General features: G+C 39.0%; 18 protein-coding genes. 10 read left to right on the top strand and 8 right to left on the bottom strand.

What is annotated here, in order from left to right; all coding sequences use genetic code 11:
• Positions 1-3: 3 nt before the first annotated feature.
• On the bottom strand, positions 4-2,499 hold the full coding sequence (locus tag GGQ60_RS18490) for a YfhO family protein (RefSeq protein WP_183767096.1): 2,496 nt from the start codon (positions 2,497-2,499) through the stop codon (positions 4-6).
• Between the two features lie 126 nt (positions 2,500-2,625).
• Here GGQ60_RS18490 and GGQ60_RS18485 point away from each other — a divergent pair, with 126 nt between their 5' ends.
• The 6 genes from GGQ60_RS18485 (at position 2,626) to GGQ60_RS18465 (ending at position 6,699) form a co-directional block, all read left to right on the top strand.
• Positions 2,626-3,711 (top strand): alginate lyase family protein, encoded by a 1,086-nt coding sequence (locus tag GGQ60_RS18485; protein ID WP_183767094.1) that lies wholly within the window; start codon positions 2,626-2,628, stop codon positions 3,709-3,711.
• Positions 3,712-3,777: 66 nt separating this feature from the next.
• Entirely contained in the window at positions 3,778-4,284 is a 507-nt protein-coding gene (locus tag GGQ60_RS18480; RefSeq protein WP_183767092.1) for a GbsR/MarR family transcriptional regulator, read from the top strand.
• Between the two features lie 221 nt (positions 4,285-4,505).
• Complete coding sequence (locus tag GGQ60_RS18475; protein ID WP_183767090.1) at positions 4,506-5,321, top strand: thiol-disulfide oxidoreductase DCC family protein; 816 nt, start codon at positions 4,506-4,508, stop codon at positions 5,319-5,321.
• A 1-nt stretch (position 5,322) separates the two neighbouring features.
• Positions 5,323-5,841, top strand: coding sequence for an NAD-dependent epimerase/dehydratase family protein (locus GGQ60_RS23050; RefSeq protein ID WP_229685155.1), 519 nt, complete (start codon positions 5,323-5,325; stop codon positions 5,839-5,841).
• The gene (locus GGQ60_RS23045; RefSeq protein WP_229685154.1) at positions 5,822-6,241 is read left to right on the top strand and encodes a DUF1731 domain-containing protein; all 420 of its coding nucleotides are present in this window, start codon (positions 5,822-5,824) and stop codon (positions 6,239-6,241) included. Before GGQ60_RS23050 ends, GGQ60_RS23045 begins: the two co-directional genes overlap by 20 nt.
• A gap of 5 nt (positions 6,242-6,246) precedes the next feature.
• On the top strand, positions 6,247-6,699 hold the full coding sequence (locus GGQ60_RS18465) for an SRPBCC family protein (protein ID WP_183767088.1): 453 nt from the start codon (positions 6,247-6,249) through the stop codon (positions 6,697-6,699).
• A gap of 32 nt (positions 6,700-6,731) precedes the next feature.
• Here GGQ60_RS18465 and GGQ60_RS18460 read toward each other — a convergent pair whose 3' ends face one another.
• The 4 genes from GGQ60_RS18460 to GGQ60_RS18445 all read right to left on the bottom strand — a co-directional run bounded on the left by GGQ60_RS18460 (position 6,732) and on the right by GGQ60_RS18445 (position 9,174).
• Positions 6,732-6,980: a DUF4834 family protein gene (locus GGQ60_RS18460; RefSeq protein WP_183767086.1), complete on the bottom strand. Its 249-nt coding sequence runs from the start codon at positions 6,978-6,980 to the stop codon at positions 6,732-6,734.
• 105 nt (positions 6,981-7,085) lie between these two features.
• The gene (locus GGQ60_RS18455) at positions 7,086-7,628 is read right to left on the bottom strand and encodes a TonB-dependent receptor plug domain-containing protein (protein WP_183767084.1); all 543 of its coding nucleotides are present in this window, start codon (positions 7,626-7,628) and stop codon (positions 7,086-7,088) included.
• Positions 7,628-7,825: a YwbE family protein gene (locus tag GGQ60_RS18450; RefSeq protein ID WP_183767082.1), complete on the bottom strand. Its 198-nt coding sequence runs from the start codon at positions 7,823-7,825 to the stop codon at positions 7,628-7,630. Before GGQ60_RS18450 ends, GGQ60_RS18455 begins: the two co-directional genes overlap by 1 nt.
• A 56-nt stretch (positions 7,826-7,881) precedes the next feature.
• Entirely contained in the window at positions 7,882-9,174 is a 1,293-nt protein-coding gene (locus tag GGQ60_RS18445; RefSeq protein WP_183767080.1) for a DUF3472 domain-containing protein, read from the bottom strand.
• A gap of 149 nt (positions 9,175-9,323) precedes the next feature.
• Between GGQ60_RS18445 and GGQ60_RS18440 the strand changes: the two genes are divergently transcribed.
• The gene (locus tag GGQ60_RS18440; RefSeq protein ID WP_183767078.1) at positions 9,324-10,208 is read left to right on the top strand and encodes an RDD family protein; all 885 of its coding nucleotides are present in this window, start codon (positions 9,324-9,326) and stop codon (positions 10,206-10,208) included.
• Between the two features lie 4 nt (positions 10,209-10,212).
• On the opposite strand, the gene uvrB is transcribed toward GGQ60_RS18440, so the two are convergent.
• On the bottom strand, positions 10,213-12,255 hold the full coding sequence (uvrB, locus tag GGQ60_RS18435; RefSeq protein ID WP_183767076.1) for an excinuclease ABC subunit UvrB: 2,043 nt from the start codon (positions 12,253-12,255) through the stop codon (positions 10,213-10,215).
• A gap of 228 nt (positions 12,256-12,483) precedes the next feature.
• Between uvrB and GGQ60_RS18430 the strand changes: the two genes are divergently transcribed.
• Positions 12,484-13,644, top strand: a complete 1,161-nt coding sequence (locus GGQ60_RS18430; protein WP_183767074.1) for an ATP-binding protein — start codon at positions 12,484-12,486, stop codon at positions 13,642-13,644.
• A gap of 36 nt (positions 13,645-13,680) precedes the next feature.
• On the opposite strand, the gene GGQ60_RS18425 is transcribed toward GGQ60_RS18430, so the two are convergent.
• Positions 13,681-16,053: a M1 family metallopeptidase gene (locus tag GGQ60_RS18425; protein WP_183767072.1), complete on the bottom strand. Its 2,373-nt coding sequence runs from the start codon at positions 16,051-16,053 to the stop codon at positions 13,681-13,683.
• Positions 16,054-16,060: 7 nt separating this feature from the next.
• Positions 16,061-16,648, bottom strand: coding sequence for a HupE/UreJ family protein (locus tag GGQ60_RS18420; protein ID WP_221235992.1), 588 nt, complete (start codon positions 16,646-16,648; stop codon positions 16,061-16,063).
• A 193-nt stretch (positions 16,649-16,841) separates the two neighbouring features.
• On the opposite strand from GGQ60_RS18420, the gene GGQ60_RS18415 reads away from it, so the two are divergent.
• Together GGQ60_RS18415 and GGQ60_RS18410 are read left to right on the top strand one after the other, a co-directional pair.
• Positions 16,842-17,348: a DUF6702 family protein gene (locus GGQ60_RS18415; RefSeq protein ID WP_183767070.1), complete on the top strand. Its 507-nt coding sequence runs from the start codon at positions 16,842-16,844 to the stop codon at positions 17,346-17,348.
• Positions 17,349-17,481: 133 nt separating this feature from the next.
• Positions 17,482-18,750 (top strand): DUF7033 domain-containing protein, encoded by a 1,269-nt coding sequence (locus GGQ60_RS18410; RefSeq protein ID WP_183767068.1) that lies wholly within the window; start codon positions 17,482-17,484, stop codon positions 18,748-18,750.
• Positions 18,751-18,871: the final 121 nt, after the last annotated feature.

Below are 18,871 nucleotides of genomic sequence, written 5' to 3'. Positions count from 1 at the left end.
TGCCTAAGCTTTAACCGCTTTCTTTTTCTTCTTTTCTTCGCTGTAAAAACCGAAACCTAAGCCGGCCAATAATAAAATCGATCCAGCTAAAGAGATTTTTTCTCCTGTGTAATACGAAGTTGGATGGAAAATAAACTCAAGTTTATGGTTACCTGCTTCCAGCTGAGCCGCACGTAAAATATAATCAGCCCTGAAATACGGCTTTTCTACACCATCAATGTACATTTTCCAACCCTTATCATAATAAATCTCAGAAAATACAGCAATTGCATCTTTAGCGGTAGAGTATTCGTAGGTTAAATGATCAGGATTATAGCTGGTTAACTTGATAAAACCTTCCTGACCGGTTCCTAAGCGCTTAGTATCGATCAAGCTTTTGAAACTTTCATCAACAATGGCTTCTTTTTTGGCATCGAAGCTGCTGATCGCTTTCATTTCCTCATCGGCATTTTTAGCAAACTGCACACTCTGTACAAACCAGGCATTACCAGCTGCTGTTGCATTACGCTGCATTTTGTACGATCCGTTTTGAGGATCCTGTGTAATGATATACTTGGTATTTAACATATCAAGAACGTCCTGGTTGATGCTTTTCGTCATCTGGTTATCTACCAGTTCCTGGAAACGTTTAAGCCTCGCCGAATGGAAGCCACCAACGGTTTTGTGGAAATAAGAAGTTTCAGCACTTTTAAACGGATCGCCCAACGACAGATCGAAAACCCTGAAGTTTGGATCTTTATCTGCCGAAATAAAATTATCAACATCCCTTGGCTGGTAGTGGTTATCCAAATCAGATTTACTTACAAAATTCTGGTTGTTCAAATAACGGCGGTCTACCTGCCATAAATCAATCAGTGTAAATAAAGCCAGTAAACCAAAAGCCAGTTGCATATTCATCTTTTTGGTAATGAAAGCCCAGGTAATACCAAAACCTACCACAATAAATAATAACGAACGTAAAGCATCGGCACGGGCCAGAGCGACACGATCAGCAACAATGCCATTTAAAATATCCATCGCCGCGGCGCGGTTATTTTGTAATGTTTGTGTTAAAGCATCTAAAACCTGTGCCTGGTTAGCCTGCGTAAAGCTGAAAAACGCGGTTGGGATTACGGCAATGATCAATGCAAAACCGCCTGTTATACCTGCTGACCATGTTAAACGCTTTACTAAATATTTTTGATCGTATTTTCCATCCTGAGCCTCCTTAATGGCCAATATTGCCAATAAAGGAACCAAGAGGCCTACAACTGCCAATATTGATTCAACAGCCCTGAATTTATTGTAACCCGGCAGATAATCAAAAAAGATGTCAGAAATAAATGGCAGGTTTTGTCCGAATGATAAGAACAATAACAAAATACTGGTGCCTAAAATCCACCATTTCCAACGGTGTTTTACAATAAACAATCCGAATATAAATAAGAAACAGATAATCGCCCCAAAATAATATGGCCCAGAGGTACCGGGTTTATTGCCCCAATACTGGTTAGTACCCAAATTTTGTGCAACATAACCAATGGCCTGACGTGGATCTACACCTTGAAGATTTTTCTCTACCGCTTTATAAGTATTGCTTTCAGGTTTGATCATTTCATCAATACTGCTTGCACCACCATAAATATTTGGGATCAGGAACGAGAAACTCTCGCCAACACCCTGGCTCCACTGGTAAGCATACGCTTTATCCAAACCATTTGCAGGTTCGGCTTTGTCGGTTGTTAAGTTAGATTTACCACGAATGGTCTCCTTACCATACTCGTAGGTAGTCCACAAGGTGCCTGCATTCACTAAAACAGATAACAAAATACCTGAAACAATGTAAGCGATTGATTTACCAAAAGCCGGAAGCTGCTTCGCTTTAAACGCATGGTAAAACTCTATACAGGCCAGGATAAACAACGCAATAAATAAATAATAGGTCATTTGAATATGGTTAGAGCGGATCTCTAAAGCCATAAAAAGGGCCAGTAAACTTCCACCAATCAGATAACGGCCCCTCAGGGTAATGATAATGGCTGCCAAGATAGGGGCAAAAAAGCCAATGGCCAAAGCCTTATTGCTATGTCCGGCTGCTATTATAATAAAATTATAGGATGTAAATGCAAAAGCGATTGCTCCCGCAGCAGCAAGCCATGGATTAATTTTTAATACACAGAATAACAGGTACGCGCCTAAAAGATATAATAAGACTGTTCCAACAGGATCGGGGAATATGCCTTTAATTACATCAATGCCATAGGTTGTAATATTGAGCGGATACTGTACCCAGATCTGGTAAGCTGGCATACCACCGAACATCTGGTTGGTCCAAAGTGGGCCTTTGCCATCTTTCTCCTTAATATCCATAATTTCTTTTTGCATGGCTTTGGCCTGCAAAACATCACCCTGCTGTGGTGCCTTACCCTGCAGAACAGGACTGAAGTAGGCAAATGTAATGACTACAAAAAATGCAATAATGGCTAAGTGAATGCCATTTTTATTAAACCAGTTATTCATCAAGGTTTGTTTAAGTTTAAACGAACGTCAAAAATAAAAATTTGGCTGGTATAAAAAAGGAATAAATTAAATGCATGCTGAATAAAAAATTAGATTTGTAACAAGGAATAAAAATTCAATCCATTTATGATGAGAAAGTTTGTTGTTACCATCGCACTCGCTTCACTATCTTTTGTTGCTTTTGGGCAGGTTGTAAGTTTAACCAGTACCGAAACCGCAAAGCTGAAAAGCAGGATTAAAAACGATGAAGAAACCAAAAAACGATACCAGGACTTCGAAAAATCGGCTTTAACCTACCTGGGCGAACAGCCCAACCCTCTCGATACCATCAGAACGGAAGGTTTACTGAAAGGAAATCCGAAGAAAGTAAAAACTCAGGCGGCCCTTGCCGATATGGGCAAAATGTTTGCATTGGCCTTGCAATACCGGATTACCCATGATCAGAGATATTTGAACAAATGTGTAGAATTTCTTTTAGCATGGGCCAAAACCAACAAACCCAATGGCGATCCAATCGATGATACCAACCTCGATCCGGCGGTTGAGGCTTACGACCTGATCAAACAAGACATTCCAAGCGATCATAAAAAACAGATTGAACAATGGCTGAGTGAAACTGCCTGGACCGAAATCAACAGCAAGCGAATGAAAGCCGGAAGGGCCACTGCCATTAACAACTGGAATGCACACCGTTTAAAAGTGGTTGGCGAAATTGGTTATGCACTCCATAACCAGGAATTGATCAACTGGACAATCGAAAACCTGAAAAGTCACATTAACACTAACCTATATCCTGATGGCACCAGTTTGGATTTTAAGGAGCGTGATGCCATGCATTACCACATTTACGATCTGGAACCCATGTTAAAGCTGGCCATAATCATCGACCGCGCAAAGGGGCCTGATTTTTATACCTACGAATCGCCCAAGGGTTCGTCGATTAAAAAATCTGTAGAATGGCTGTTCCCTTACATCAGAGGCGAAAAACAGCATGAAGAATATGTAAATACCACCGTTAAATTCGATCGGGACCGGGCGAAGAACAACGAACCCGGTTTTGCTCCCGGAACGATGTTTAAACCTGCACTTGCGTTGCCTGTATTGAGGTTATCGGTTTATTTTGATCCGGCACAAAATGAACTGTTAAAAAGCGTAAGCGGAAATTCCGGTAGCTGGCAAAATGTGATCGAGGAATTAAAGCACAAACAATAAAATCTTTTCAAACTAAATAAATTTTCAATAATTTTTGAAAGTTTAATAAAAATCTTATATTTGTGTATGGAATTGGCAGCAGCAAAATTAAAATTTATAGAAGCCTGGGGTAAACTGGGTTCAGAATGGGGCATTAACCGCACCATGGCGCAGGTGCATGCCTTGTTGCTAATTTCAGCTGAAGCACTTACTACCGAAGAAATTATGGAAAACCTGAGCATTTCGAGAGGAAATGCCAACATGACCCTCCGCGATTTAATCGGCTGGGGATTAATTGAAAAGCAACACAAAGCCGGCGAACGCAAAGAATACTTTTTTGCGGATAAAGATGTATGGAATATTGCGCGACAGGTGGCTAAAGAAAGAAAGAAAAGAGAGCTGGAACCCGTTTTAAAAGTTTTAAATGAACTCTCGAACGTTGCTGGTGATGAAAAGGATCCTGAATTTAAAACGTTCAAAAAATCAATCACCGATATAAACAAACTGGCCGTTAATGTTGACAAAACGCTGGAGACCATGCTTAAAGCGGAAGAGAACTGGTTTTGGGGATCAATATTAAAAGTGTTTAAATAGATGAGGGGTGATGTGAAATAGGAGTAGCGAGATATGAGTAGTAAGTATCGAGTAGTAAGTAGCGAGTAGCAAGACATATTCATCTTAAACGCTAACCATTAAACGCCAATCGCTAAACCCTATCCACTAAACCCTAACAATTAAAAAGCCTTACCTAATGTTCGGCTTTATTTTTTAACTCAAACTTTCATATTTTACTGAAAATACAAAATTTAAAGAAAATGAAAACACTGCAAAATCACATTATTCTGTTCGATGATGAATGCCCCATGTGTTATGTTTATACCAAAACATTTATTAAAACCGGGATGCTGGATCAAAATGGCAGGGAAGCTTACCAACGTATGCCTGCAAACGTTTGCCCCTTCATTGATGAACAAAAAGCCGCCAACGAAATTGCACTTATCAATACCGAAACCGGCGAGGTAACTTATGGCATCCAAAGCCTTTTTAAGATCATTGGCCATGCCCTGCCAGCATTTAAAAAGCTCTTTTCATTCAGCCCTTTCGTTTATTTCATGCAGAAGCTTTATGCCTTTATTTCTTACAATAGAAAAATTATTATCCCGGCAAAAATTAAAGCAAATACCATACAGCCTGCTTTTAAAATTCAATACCGGCTGGTTTATTTACTGTTCACCTGGATGGTTACGGCATATATATTAACTGCTTATGCCCACCTGTTAACCCATTTTGTGCCCCTGGGTGCCAGTTATCGCGAATATTTGATCTGTGGCGGGCAAATGCTTTTTCAGGGAATCGTTATCCTGTTTTACGGGAAAGACAAACTTTGGGATTACCTGGGCAACATGATGACCATTTCTTTTGCCGGTTCACTTTTGCTTTTGCCAGCACTGGTTGTTTCCCACTATCTTCAAGTCAGCCCCTTATTATTTATGCTCTACTTTTTAACCGTTGCTGGATTGATGTTTTTAGAACACCTGCGCCGGAGCAAAATTTTAAACCTGGGCTGGACCATGAGCCTTACCTGGGTACTTTACCGTTTAATTGTTTTGGGTTTAATCTTATTGTACTAAAATGATAAAATACAAGAAAGTTGTTCTTGCAGGTGGCAATGGTTATTTAGGACATGTACTGGCCAAACATTTTAGTCCGGTAACAGACGAAATCGTAATCCTTTCCCGGAAATCTCAATCTGCACAAGGCAATATTAAAACAATGGTCTGGGATGGAAAAACAACAGGCAACTGGACCCGCGCACTCCAAAATGCCGACCTACTTGTAAACCTCTGTGGCAAAAATGTAAACTGCAGGTACACTGAAAAAAACAAGAAAGAAATTTTCAATTCAAGACTGAAGCCCACCCGTTTACTGGGCAAAGCGATCGAAGGGATAAAAGATCAGCCAAAACTTTGGATCAATATTACCTCCGCCACGATATACCGCCATGCAGAAGACCATTATCAGGATGAACTAAATGGTGAAATTGATACAGGCTTTTCAGCAGAGGTTTGCAAAGCCTGGGAGAGCTGCTTTTTTGAAAGCATTACGCCCAAAACCCGGAATTGCCCTGAGGATGGGCATTGTACTGGGTAAAACAGATGGTGCCTTTCCACGTTTGCTTAACCTGGTAAAAGCGGGCATGGGTGGTAAACAGGGTAATGGCCAGCAGTATGTAAGTTGGGTACACGAACAGGATGTGGCTTTAAGTATAGAATGGTTACTGAAACAGGATAAAATTGCCGGAATTATTAATTGTACAGCACCAGATCCGGTTAAAAATGATGTTTTAATGTCAGTAATCCGGAAAACTTATGGAATAAATTTTGGCTTACCTACGCCTGTTTGGATGCTGACAATTGGTGCCAAAATGATCGGTACAGAAACCGAACTGATTTTAAAAAGCAGATGGGTTAAACCAACAATACTGCTCAATAGTGGCTTTGAGTTTAACTACCCAACCATTGGGGCTGCTGTTGAAGATATTTTAAAATAGATGTCATGCCAACCCTGATTTTAAAAACAAGGATTAATGCACCAAGAGAAAAGTGTTTCGATTTATCCAGAAGTTTGGATTTACACACAGAATCGATGAAGGGCCATAAGGAAAAGGCTATTGGGGGAAAACTAACAGGCTTAATCGGTAGCGGAGAGCAGGTTACCTGGCAGGCCAGGCATTTTGGGATAAATTTTAAGATGACAAATAAAATCACGGCAATGAAAAAGCCATTTTATTTTGTTGATGAAATGCTTAACGGGCCGTTTAAGGTATTGCATCACCAACATCATTTCACCGCTGCAGGTGCAGGCACAGAAATGACCGATATCTTTACATTTAGATCGCCCATGGGTTTAATTGGCAGGATCATAGATTCACTGTTTTTGAAACGTTACCTGAACAGATTATTAACCATCAGAAATCAGGCAATAAAATCAGTAGCAGAACTACCTTAAACAAAAAACCCTGAACAAGTTCAGGGTTAGCTTTATTTAATCTCTTCGTAATCGACAAAATCGCCTAGTTTATCTGTTTTACTTTGATCTGGCCTAGGCGGCATATAATCTATTGAAATAGAACCCTCCGGCCTACGCTTTCTCTGTTGCTGCTGCCCGCTAGCCTGACTTTGCATTTTACTTGCCAGGTTATTAAACAGCATTGGGAGTATTAACCTGATCAACATTCTGATCAGCCAAAGCACCAATATTGTTATGAATATGAATTTTATTAATGTCATGCTATTAATTTACGGTTAATACAAATATAGACGACACAAAATTTATTTTGTTACTTTTTAAGCCTATAATTGCAATTTGATTACAAATATAAAACGTATAAAAGGCTATAAAGGTTTTAAAGTGACCTGAATAACCTTGTTTTTACGCGAAGGCATATCATTAACGGTAACCACTTTAACACTTGCTACAATATCGTTAACAATAAAAAAATCTGTACGGTTAACCAATTCTTTTTTATCGATAAATACAGGAAAGTCCTGGTTCTTATTTCTAATCCCGAAGTTTTTAAACAATTCTTTTAAGTTCCAAAGCTGCAGGTCCTTTTTTAATTTAATGATAACCACTCCGTTTTGCCCGCTGGTTCCATATCGTGCTGTGGTAGATGCATCTTTCCGCACATCAATCGACTCGATGCTGGCTGGGCGGATAAAATTAGTTACCACATCCCCATTCATTAAAACATCATTTACAACCCATAATGGGGGATTGGCTATTATACCTGCTCTTGATGGTACGCAAATGCGGATCGTTTTTGGATCAGTTATTTGCTTTGGTACACCAGGAACTTTGTTTACTACATCAGCCTCCTGTGCAAAAGCAGGAACTGCAAATGCAAAAATTAAAAAGGAAAAATAAAGTTGTTTCATCAGTCTCCTACAATTTCAGCTACGCGGCCTACTTGGCCATCTTCAAGCCGAACTTTTATCCCCCTGGAGTGGAATGCGGATGAAGTAAGCAGATCTTTTACTACACCGTAAGTAATGTTCCCTGATCTTTGATCTTTCTTCAAAATAATTCCGACTTCTAAGCCCGGATAAATATCTTTTCTGTTCTGCCCGTCCATTGTGCTGTTTGGTAATGATGAATGAAACACCAAAATTCCATAATAATTTTGAATATCTATGGCAATTTATTGAAATCTATTTCTGGTTGCTTACCTGCAGTGGTTCTGTTCAGTATTTTTCTTGGAGGGGTATAATCGTTAAAAAAACCACCATTTTTCAGGTAAAAGGTGCCTTTGTCTATCCCTCCCTGGTAATCCATCCGGTAACCTTTCATGCCGGTATTGTCTGTAGTAAACCTGGCCGATTTTAATTCTGTCCAAACGCCTTTGTCATCGCAAATCCACTGGTTGTTAAATAAAACTTTCCTGGATAAATCGCCCTGTACCGGTGAGAAATTCTCTAAGAAGGAATGGAAACGCTTTAGGTAGGTTTTAGTTTTTGGCCGGGTAAAGCTGGCAATTAACTGCCATTTATTGGTTTCAGGGGCAAAAAAGTAGGCCGTATATGTGGTAGTACTGTCTGTACCGGGAATACCATGTAATAAAAATTTATAGGTATTTCCCGCTTTCCACATGTAATTTAAATAACTCTGTCCGCCCGAACCCTCATTACCAAACTCACCTGTATGTACATTTTCGCCTTTCTTTAACATTTTAATTTTGTGCGAATCGGGAATACTTTTAGGATCGTCAGTATTGAAAGGGCTCCAAACTGAAAACAGGATGTGGCGTTCTGTAGGACTATTTACCTGCATACCGAAATACCCCTCACCAAAACCATTGGCCATAAAATAAGAACCCAGGATATCTTCACCCTTTGGCACCGTAACTTCGTTGTAGTACCACTCGGCATTTACGTTTTCGGGCTGCAGGTAGTTTAAGTGAACGGAAGGTCCACGGCGCCCCCAGTGAAAGAAGTTGCCATCATTATTTTTAACATAGGCTGTTTTGCCTTCAATAGCCGACCCTCCGATGATTAGACTTGTAATGGAAGGGAATTTTGCTCCGCTTTTGCTTAAACCTTTAATGATTATGGCCACATAACCGGTATCTTTAACTGTCCATTCACCAATTTTGCCCTCAAAAGCCTGACTTTGATCAAAGTCTATTTTTTTAGGTTGGTTATGGATAGAAAATTCTACCGTCGCCTTACCTTCTACAAGGGGTTTATCACCCATGGAAACACTGATTGTACCTGGTTTCGAAACCCTGAAGTAGGCTGTAAAATATTCGTTTGGATTTGACCAGTTTACAATTCCCCTGTTGGATAAAGTTCTTTCTGAGTCCTGGTGTAATGAACTGTAGGCATTGCCTCCAAGTGGAAGTGTAATGTTTTCCTGGCTTTGGGCATAACCCTCCAGCCAGATAGCGCCGAGTACGATCAGCGTTACTAGTTTTAAAGATTTCATTTAATAATTTTTAGATAACTTATTGAGCCACAATTCTAATTTAAATTATCTAAAATTTGTCCATTAAAACCAAAACGTTACCAAATAAATATTTTATTAAGATTAATAAAGTTTAAAAACATATCTTGGTCCTACTCAAAATCGCTCAAATGAAAAAAAATCTAATTATCGCTGTTGTTCTCAGTTTAACGTTCGCTTTTTATAGTTTCCAGTATATCAGATATCTGATTGAACTTTATTCAGTCATCAAAAGGAGTGATGGTACAATAGATTTTAGTTGGGCAGAGTATGTTACTCCGATTCTGCTTATCTTGAATCTGGCAGGCCTTATGCAGTTTGTGCTAAGCAAATATGAACGTTCGGGTATATTAAGGGCATTTTTACAGTTTAATATTCTTTTAGCGCTTATTTTTCACATTTTTAACGCCTATAGGAAGATATTTCCTAATCTTGAACCGTTGGAACATGCAAATAGCCCACTAGGAGTCTTAGATTTTATTGGCTATGCCTATCTGATTTTTGAAATTTATGTCTTAATCACACTTCAAAATAACTTAATCCCTGTTTTACGGTCACAAGAAGATGGCAGTTTTACATTTGATGATGTAAACAAACCTAATCGTTTTCTTCATAGGCTATTCGATCTTTTATCAATTATAATGATTTATTATTTCTATCTTAAAATTGGGTCTTATTATAGGATCCGTTTTGATGAGAATAGAAATTATCTTGTTTTTTTTGAAACTAAAGCTTATTTCCCATTAACATTATTTGGTTTTCTTTATTACTTGATCTTTGAAGGTGTTTTTAACACATCAATTGGAAAAACCATTATGGGTAACATGGTTGTTAATAATGTTGCAGAAAAGCCGTCCATCATACAAAGAATCGGCCGGACTTTCGCCCGGATAATTCCTTTTGATGCACTTTCTTTTTTATTTGGAGAAAGAGGATGGCACGACCGCATTGCAAATACTTATGTGGTAAAGGTTATGAAAAAATCACCGAACAATCCCCCTAAAGAATTAGGTTAATCCATTACTTGCCGAATTTTTCATTGAACATTTTCTCCAGTGCAAACATTTCATCACGCAGTTTTGCAGCTTGTAAAAAGTCCATCTCTTTAGCAGCTTTCTGCATATCTTTACGGGTATTATCAATGGCGCGCTGCAGCTCTGCCTTGCCCATATACTGTACAATCGGATCGGCAGCAATACTGATTTCGGCATTTTCGATGTAAGCCCTGGCTTTATTATCGCTTGCTTTTTGCGAGAAATCGAGTACTGAGGTCTGTTCTAAGATGGCTTCGCGCGATTTGCCCACGGTTTTTGGTGTGATACCATTTTCAAGGTTATAAGCAATCTGTTTTTCCCGGCGGCGGTTGGTTTCATCTATCGTTTTCTCCATGCTTTCAGTCATGCCATCAGCATACATAATTACACGCCCTCTATCATTACGGGCCGCACGTCCTATAGTCTGGATCAGCGATTTTTCTGAACGTAAGAAACCTTCTTTATCGGCATCCAAAATGGCCACAAGTGTTACCTCAGGTAAGTCCAATCCTTCCCGTAAAAGGTTAATACCCACCAGCACATCAAATTCACCCAAACGCAAACCACGAAGGATTTCAACCCGTTCCAAGGTTTTGATTTCAGAGTGGATATAGCGCGTTTTAATGTTTAACCGGTCCAGGTATTTGGTTAGTTCCTCTGCCATCCGTTTAGTTAAGGTTGTAACCAGTACACGGCCCCCATCTTTTATAGTCAGGTCTATCTCGTCAAGCAGGTCATCAACCTGGTTAATGGCAGGCCTTATTTCAATTACGGGATCCAACAAACCTGTTGGCCTGATTACCTGTTCAACTACTACCCCTTCTGATTTTTCGAGTTCATACTCAGCAGGCGTTGCACTTACGTAAATGGTTTGTGGCGCAAGGGCTTCAAATTCGTTAAAGTTTAGGGGCCTGTTATCCAGCGCAGCCGGTAAACGGAAACCATATTCAACCAACGAAAGCTTGCGCGACCTGTCGCCGCCATACATGGCCCTGATCTGTGGCACAGTAACATGGCTTTCATCGATCACCATTAAATAATCATCCGGGAAATAATCCAGCAAACAGAAGGGACGCATCCCCGGCTGCCGGCCATCGAAGAAACGGGAGTAATTCTCAATACCAGAACAATAGCCCAGCTCTTTCATCATTTCGATATCGAAATTGGTCCTTTCTTCTAAACGCTTGGCTTCCAGCAGATGCCTGTCGGCAATCAACTGGTTTTTCCGGACTTCCAATTCTTCCTGGATACCCCAGATAGAGGCATTGAAACGATCTTTAGGGGTCACAAAAAGGTTGGCCGGATAAATGGCCATGTCTTCCAATTTTTCAATGGTTTTACCCGATACCGGATCGATGGTTGAAAGTTCTTCAATGTCATCGCCAAAAAACGAAATGCGATAGGCGTGATCAAGGTAAGCCGGAAAAACATCCACCGTATCGCCTTTAACCCTGAATGTTCCGCGTTTAAAATCTGTTGTGGTGCGCGAATATAAAATTTCTACCAGGCTGTGTAAAAAAGCATTGCGCGAAATCCTGAGTCCGACACCAAAACGGAAAACCATTTTAGAGAAATCTTCGGGGTTACCCATACCATAAATACAGGAAATAGATGATACCACGATGATATCACGTCGGCCACTCATTAAAGACGATGTGGTGCGCAGACGTAATTTTTCGATTTCCTCATTAATACTCAGGTCTTTTTCAATATAGGTATTGCTGGATGCTATAAAAGCTTCTGGCTGATAATAGTCGTAATAAGAAACAAAGTAATTGACAGAATTTTCGGGGAAAAAATTCTTAAACTCGCCATAAAGCTGTGCAGCCAAGGTTTTATTATGACTTAAAATTAGTGTTGGCCGCTGGGTCTGCTCAATTACATTGGCGATGGTAAAGGTTTTTCCTGATCCGGTAACACCCAATAAGGTTTGATAATGTTCGTTGGCGTTTACGCCGTCAACCAATTGCTTAATGGCACTTGGCTGATCTCCGGTAGGCTTATATTCTGAAGTGATTTTAAATTTCATCGGTACCCAAATTTACTGAAATTTTTATAATGCTAAACGTTTTAGCATGCTTTATTCAACCATCGAAAAGTAATTTTGTGTGGATAGATTGAAAAAACAGTTTGAGATAAAGCTTTAAAAAAATTCATCCACTTTCTTAAACACGTACCCACCCCATTTAAACAGCACTTAACCTAGTAAATCAAAAGTTAAACTTTTGATTTACTAGGTTAATTTATATATCTGTGTATGTTAATTACCAGAAATCTAGCTTCACAGTTGCGAAGTCGGCTAAAAAAATCGCCGGCAATAGCCATTTTGGGCCCCAGGCAAGTTGGCAAAACTACGCTGGCCAGGCAACTTGAAAGTCATTACAGTTATCTGGACATGGAAAACCCCAGGGATCTGGCCAAATTACAGGATGCTTATACTTTTTTAGAAAATCTACAGGATCAAACTGTAATTATTGATGAAGTACAATTACTGCCAGAATTATTTTCTTTACTAAGGCCTTTAATTGATGCAAAAAGAACGCCAGGAAGATTTATACTCCTTGGCTCAGCATCACTAGAATTGGTTAAGGGAGTTTCTGAAACACTGGCTGGCAGAATTTTATACAACGAACTATGTCCTATTGGGCTAACTGAGCTACCAAAAGAGATAGCAGATGACCAACATTGGTTTCGGGGAGGCTTTCCAGAAGCACTTTTATCTGAAACTGATACCTTAAGCAAAGAATGGACAGATGACTTTATTGTGAGTTATATAGAAAGGGACTTAGCTAAAATGTTAGGCATAGAATTAGCCCCAATTTTACTAAAGAATTTTTGGAGTATGCTTGCACATTTAAATGGAAATTTATTTAATGGCGAATCGTTTGCGAGATCGTTAGGGGTTAGCGCTCCCACTGTGAACAGATATCTGGACTTTTTGGAAGGTGGATATTTGATCAGGCGTTTACCTTCTTGGTTTGTGAATGCAAAAAAAAGATTAATTAAATCTCCTAAAACTTACATTCGCGATACAGGGATCTTACATCGTTTGCTAAATATTCCAAGCTATAATGATTTATTTGGTCATCCAGCGATAGGCGCCTCATGGGAAGGATATGTAATTGAGCAGATTTATCAGCTTAAAACAAAACAAACAGAACTGTTCTTTTATCGCACTCAAACTGGTGCAGAATGTGATTTGCTATTGGCTCAGGGCATTACACCAATTGCCTGTATTGAGATTAAGCTATCAAACGCACCAACTGTTTCAAAAGGTTTCATCAATTGCACGCAGGATCTTGAACCTAAGTATAAATATATAATTACCCCAAAGAGTGAAACATACCACACTTCAAACAATATTGTAGTCACGAATCTTAGGCATTTTCTATTAAATATACTTCCGGAAATTCAATAAAAAAATCCCCGCTGAAAACTCAACGGGGATTTTTTGTTATTTACCTGCAGCCTGCTGCATTGGGTTTTTACCAACCGACTGGCCCCTGACTGCACCACCGGCTTTTGCTTTGTAAGCTCTAAATTTACTCTCTTTAGCTTTACCGCCCCAGCTATTGTTGCTGGTATCGATGTCGGCCGTTTCGCGTAACGGATCGATCATAATAGAGGCTACTTCTTTATCTTTTACATAAAACTTAGACGTTTTCAATTCATTGTGTCGCCAAATCTGCGCCGGGATGCGGTCGATTTCTTTGGTACCATCTTTATAGGTAAACTCTACAATGATTGGCATCACCAAACCGCCCTTATTGCTGAAACTTAACTCATAAAGGAATTTATTTTTATATTTATCCTGCTCATCAGAAGGGACTACTTCTATGGGCAAACTACCTTCTACTTTGGTGGCTACAGTAGTATCAATGCTTACCATTCCCCTGTCGTATTTATAATAAAAATCCTGTGCAGCAGTATTCTTATCTACATAAAAGTTGATTTTTTTATCCTCACGGTTTCTGATTTTTGAAATATCTTCAAATGCATTTACAGCAGGTTTATCAATTTTAACCATGCGCGATCTTGCCGCAGGAACTTCTTTAGGAAAATCTACCTTAGCAAATTCCACGCTATCCAATGAGATATCGCAGGGATCTGTTCCATAAAACCAGCCTCTCCAAAACCAATCTAAATCCTCGCCACTGGCATCTTCCATCGTACGGAAAAGATCGGCAGGTTCAGGGTGTTTAAAGGCCCATCTTCTGGCATACTCTTTAAACGCATAATCGAAAAGTTCCCTGCCCATAATGGTTTCGCGGAGGATATTTAAGCCTGTAGCCGGTTTCGAATAGGCATTCGGGCCAAAACGCGCAATGTTTTCAGAGTTGGTCATAATTGGTTCCAGCTCATCTTTTGGCAGTTTCATGTAATCTACAATGGTGTAAGCCGGTCCTTTTTTGCTTGGAAATTTATTGTCCCAAAGTTCTTCGGTTAAATATTCAACAAAAGAGTTTAACCCCTCATCCATCCAGGTCCACTGGCGCTCGTCGCTGTTTACGATCATCGGGAAAAAGTTGTGCCCAACCTCGTGAATAATTACCCCTAACATTCCATTTTTGGTACTTTCGCTGTATGTACCATCTGTATCTGTACGGCCGTAGTTAAAGCAGATCATCGGATATTCCATTCCATTAGCCGCCTCAATACTCTGGGCAACCGGATATGGATAAGGGATGGTAAAATCTGAATAGGTTTTAATGGTATGGGCTACTGCGCGGGTAGAAAATTTGCTGTAAAGGTTATAAGCCTCTTTTCCATAAAAGCTCATACACATTACCGTATTGTTATTGGCCTGTATTTTTTGAGGCATTGCATCCCAGATAAACTTACGTGAAGAAGTCCAGGCGAAATCGCGCACATTGTTAGCATTAAAAACCCAGGTCTTTTTAGCTGTTGATTTTTTAGTTTCTGCCGCTTTAGCTTCTGCTAAAGTCTGGATTTCAACAGGGGCCGAAGCCGTTTTGGCCGCATTATAACGGCTTAACTGGGTTGGGCTTAATACTGCGCTGTAGTTTATACATTCTCCTGTTGAGCCCACCAGGTGATCGGCAGGAACCGTCATCTGCACTTTAAAATCGCCAAAGGTTAAGGCAAACTCGCCTCTACCGGTAAACTGGTGGTTCTGCCATCCCTGAAAATCGCTGTATACACATAAACGAGGGTACCATTGGGTCATGGTAAACAAATAGTTCCCATCTGCCGGGAAATATTCGTAACCTCCACGGCCACCAACCGACATCCGGTCTGTAATTTTATAGTTCCAATCAATGTTGAAGATCAATTTCTGGCCTGTTCTTAGCGCAACGGGCAAATCGACCCTCATCATGGTTTTATTAATCGTATACTTTAGGTTCTTACCTGTTGCATCCGTTAACTTGACAATGTTGATTCCATTGCCATTGTTGGCTGTTGTACTTAACTGATCGAGGGTTTTGGTCGTGGCTGAGACAGGCATTCTGGTCGCATCCTGATAGTTTGCGTTTCTATCCGTACTATGCTCGTTTTCATCAAGCTGCAACCAGATATAGGTTAACGGATCAGGGGAATTATTGGTATAGGTGATGGTTTCAGATCCGGTAAGCAACAGGTTTTTTTCATCCAGTTCGCACTTAATATTATAATCGGCACGCTGCTGCCAATATTTAACACCCGGTGCACCACTGGCTGTACGTTGTTCGTTAGGTGTTGGTAAAATGGTACCCAACTGTTCGAATTTGTTGCCATGGTTGCTGCCAGGGTTATTCTGAATATTTTGGGCAAAAGCTAAGCTACCAGAAAAAAGCAGTAAGCCGGTTAAAGTAAACAGTTTATTCATTATGATGTTAGTTAAAAGGGATTCGTTCTAAAGCCATTTTTAAAGCCAGGCTAAATACGGCTGCTGATATAAATAAAACCCAGCTCAGGCGTTTGATGCGGGTATAGTTAAAAATAAAAAAAGTAATCAATAAAATAATGATGACCATAAAAATCTGTCCTGCCTCAAGCCCTAAATTAAAGCCGAATAATCCCCAGCCAATGTTTTGGTCTTTAGCCAGCATGATCCTGATTGAATTGGCGAACCCCATACCGTGAATCAATCCAAAGCCCAATGCCAAAAAGTAATTGATCTTAATTGATTTTAAGGAGAAATTCTTTCTAAAAAGATTGCTGATGGCGGTAATTACAATGGTGCAGGGAATGAGGAACTCTATCCATTTACTATCAAACCGAATAATATCCAGTACACTGAGCAGCAAGGTAAGTGAATGGCCTATGGTAAAAGCCGTAACCAATATGAGCACCTGTTTTAAATTCACATAACTGTAAATAGCTACCAATGCTAAAATAAAAAGTTGATGATCCAAAGCATCGAGGCTTATAATGTGCTCCCAACCTAATTTAAAATAAAAGACAAAATCCTGCAATGGCATGAACTAATAAGCTAACTATTAAAGTTAAAATAGTTTAAAACGCTTAAAATTATGTTTTTAATTGCAAAAAGCCCAAATATCTTTCAATCAAAACAATAAATACCAAATTTGTTACCATTTTTTATATTATTTAGGCAATTATTTGGTTTAAGCTATAAATTATAACTTTGTTTACCCTAACACTTTAACATTAATGTATAAATTAAAATATATCTTATTACTATTATGCTGTGCCTGCTACACTGTTAAAGCCGGCATAAAACACCCTTTGCATGTTAGCACCACCGAAATAAATTTTAATGCCAAGGATAAAAGTTTAGAGGTAAGCTGCCGGATTTTTTCAGACGATTTTGAAGCCATTTTAGCTAAACTCTACAAGCAGAAAATTGATTTAGGTAATGCGGATATGAAAACAGAAATGGATGGGCTGGTTAAAAAGTACCTGCTCTCCCATTTGCAGTTAAAAGCCAATGGCAAAGCTGCCGTCCTGAATTACATTGGGTTCGAAATTGATCATGAAGCAACCAATATCTACCTCGAAGTCGAAAAAATAACGGCTATCAGGTCGGTTGAAGTTAACGACACCATTTTATACGACATGTTTGACGATCAGATGAGCATTGTACATGTTGTAAAGGGCAGCATGCGCAAAAGTACCAAAATACTATACCCTGAAAAGAAGTTCACTGCAAACTTTTAATTGTAATTTTTGTATTAGATAATCGTTCAATATTAAATTACAGTTAATTTTAAAAGGCTATATTATAGGTTAATATAAGCTGAGAAATATTTCTTGTCATCTTTTTTTAAATTCCGTGTTGTTAAATTAAGTTATGCATCTAATCATCTTCTCCGATATATTAACCCCAAGGATAAAATATACCTTTAATTTTATTTTTAAGGATATTCTTAAAGCTGAAATAGAATTTACAGGCAATAGTCAATATTTTCTGCAGAGTGAACAGGTTAAGATCAGCTATGGCAATAAACAATTAGGTGATGAGATTTTTTTTAAGAGTACCGCTTTGCTCTTTTCCAATAAACTGGAAGAACTTAAGCCAAAAACCATTGCATTTGGCGAGTACCTGGTTCCTTTTCCGGTAGAGCAATCGGCTTTGCCTTTCGATGTTTTTGCCGCTTCCTTTTTTATGTTAAGCCGTTATGAGGAATACCTGCATCAAAAAAATACGGAAGAAGAATTTAGGCCCTTAAAAAGCCTTCAACACAAATGGAAGGTTTTGAACAAACCTGTTATTGATGAGTGGGCATTGATGATTAAAAGCATCATCAAGAAAAAATATCCCAGTTTTAAGTTTCACGAAAAAAAATTCCATCATCAACCTACCATTCATTTTAATATTTTACCAGGCATACCAAAAGGATTTTTAAACCGGACTAAATTTGTTTTTAGTGCGCTTTTTAAGAAAGAGAATAATTACCTGAGTTCAAAATTCGATCAGCTCACCGGAATTGGGTTAAATAATGAGCAGGTACTGGAAGAAATAAATAAAATTGCCGCCACTAAAAAAGATAAACCCCTTTATTTTATCGATTTTCCAAATGTTTCTATTCATTTTACTGAAGTGAATGGTGTTTCTAAGCATTTTAAAGACCAATCTGTTGGTTTGTTAAGGCCCTGTGTAAGCGACAAGCAGAAAATGAATGAAATTAAAGAAGGGCTGATCAAACTTAAAAAAATCCATCCGGTTGCCATTCCCTTAACCAGTCAGCAATTAGAAACCTTAAAATTTCCGATCTGTTACCTGAATATTCTCAATTCGGGCATTACCGCCGATTATTCCATGGGGTATAGCAACGTACCGGGCTTTAGGGCCGGAACCTGTACACCTTTTAACTGGTACGATCTCCAGCTCGAAAAAGTAACACCCTTGGTGGTAAATTCTTACTGTTTAACCGACGATACGCTTCAATACTTAACAAGAGATTCGGCAGTGAAAATCCTGCACCAATATATCGATGCGGTTAAGGTTGTAAACGGAACATTTTATAGCTGTTGGAATTTAAAAAATTTATCAAACCTGCCTAAATATAAAAAACTGCGGTTGCTCTTTATCGAAATGCTCAGCTATTCAGGAAATTGATTAGTTATAAATAACCAAATAGCAGCCCCATTGTGGTATTTTTACCATTAATTACGGGCCTGTATTTGGTCATTTATCTAAAACAGAACCGTTTTTTTTTAAGTTATCTGCTTTAAAATCA

Source organism: Pedobacter zeae, assembly GCF_014196715.1.
Classification (GTDB): domain Bacteria; phylum Bacteroidota; class Bacteroidia; order Sphingobacteriales; family Sphingobacteriaceae; genus Pedobacter; species Pedobacter zeae.
The sequence above is the reverse complement of the archived record's forward strand: the minus strand, read 5'-3'. Positions and strand labels throughout refer to the sequence as shown.

Bases quoted from the DNA above. Each gene is read 5' to 3' on its own strand.
- GGQ60_RS18425 (WP_183767072.1), bottom strand. From the start codon at position 16,053: ATGAATAAACTGTTTACTTTAACCGGCTTACTGCTTTTTTCTGGTAGC.
- GGQ60_RS18490 (WP_183767096.1), bottom strand. From the start codon at position 2,499: ATGAATAACTGGTTTAATAAAAATGGCATTCACTTAGCCATTATTGCA.
- GGQ60_RS18440 (WP_183767078.1), top strand. From the start codon at position 9,324: ATGAAAAAAAATCTAATTATCGCTGTTGTTCTCAGTTTAACGTTCGCT.
- GGQ60_RS18465 (WP_183767088.1), top strand. From the start codon at position 6,247: ATGCCAACCCTGATTTTAAAAACAAGGATTAATGCACCAAGAGAAAAG.
- GGQ60_RS18480 (WP_183767092.1), top strand. From the start codon at position 3,778: ATGGAATTGGCAGCAGCAAAATTAAAATTTATAGAAGCCTGGGGTAAA.
- GGQ60_RS18475 (WP_183767090.1), top strand. From the start codon at position 4,506: ATGAAAACACTGCAAAATCACATTATTCTGTTCGATGATGAATGCCCC.
- GGQ60_RS18445 (WP_183767080.1), bottom strand. From the start codon at position 9,174: ATGAAATCTTTAAAACTAGTAACGCTGATCGTACTCGGCGCTATCTGG.
- GGQ60_RS18460 (WP_183767086.1), bottom strand. From the start codon at position 6,980: ATGACATTAATAAAATTCATATTCATAACAATATTGGTGCTTTGGCTG.
- GGQ60_RS18455 (WP_183767084.1), bottom strand. From the start codon at position 7,628: ATGAAACAACTTTATTTTTCCTTTTTAATTTTTGCATTTGCAGTTCCT.
- GGQ60_RS18430 (WP_183767074.1), top strand. From the start codon at position 12,484: ATGTTAATTACCAGAAATCTAGCTTCACAGTTGCGAAGTCGGCTAAAA.
- GGQ60_RS18485 (WP_183767094.1), top strand. From the start codon at position 2,626: ATGATGAGAAAGTTTGTTGTTACCATCGCACTCGCTTCACTATCTTTT.
- GGQ60_RS18410 (WP_183767068.1), top strand. From the start codon at position 17,482: ATGCATCTAATCATCTTCTCCGATATATTAACCCCAAGGATAAAATAT.
- GGQ60_RS18450 (WP_183767082.1), bottom strand. From the start codon at position 7,825: ATGGACGGGCAGAACAGAAAAGATATTTATCCGGGCTTAGAAGTCGGA.
- GGQ60_RS18420 (WP_221235992.1), bottom strand. From the start codon at position 16,648: ATGCCATTGCAGGATTTTGTCTTTTATTTTAAATTAGGTTGGGAGCAC.
- GGQ60_RS23045 (WP_229685154.1), top strand. From the start codon at position 5,822: ATGGGCATTGTACTGGGTAAAACAGATGGTGCCTTTCCACGTTTGCTT.
- GGQ60_RS23050 (WP_229685155.1), top strand. From the start codon at position 5,323: ATGATAAAATACAAGAAAGTTGTTCTTGCAGGTGGCAATGGTTATTTA.
- GGQ60_RS18415 (WP_183767070.1), top strand. From the start codon at position 16,842: ATGTATAAATTAAAATATATCTTATTACTATTATGCTGTGCCTGCTAC.
- uvrB (WP_183767076.1), bottom strand. From the start codon at position 12,255: ATGAAATTTAAAATCACTTCAGAATATAAGCCTACCGGAGATCAGCCA.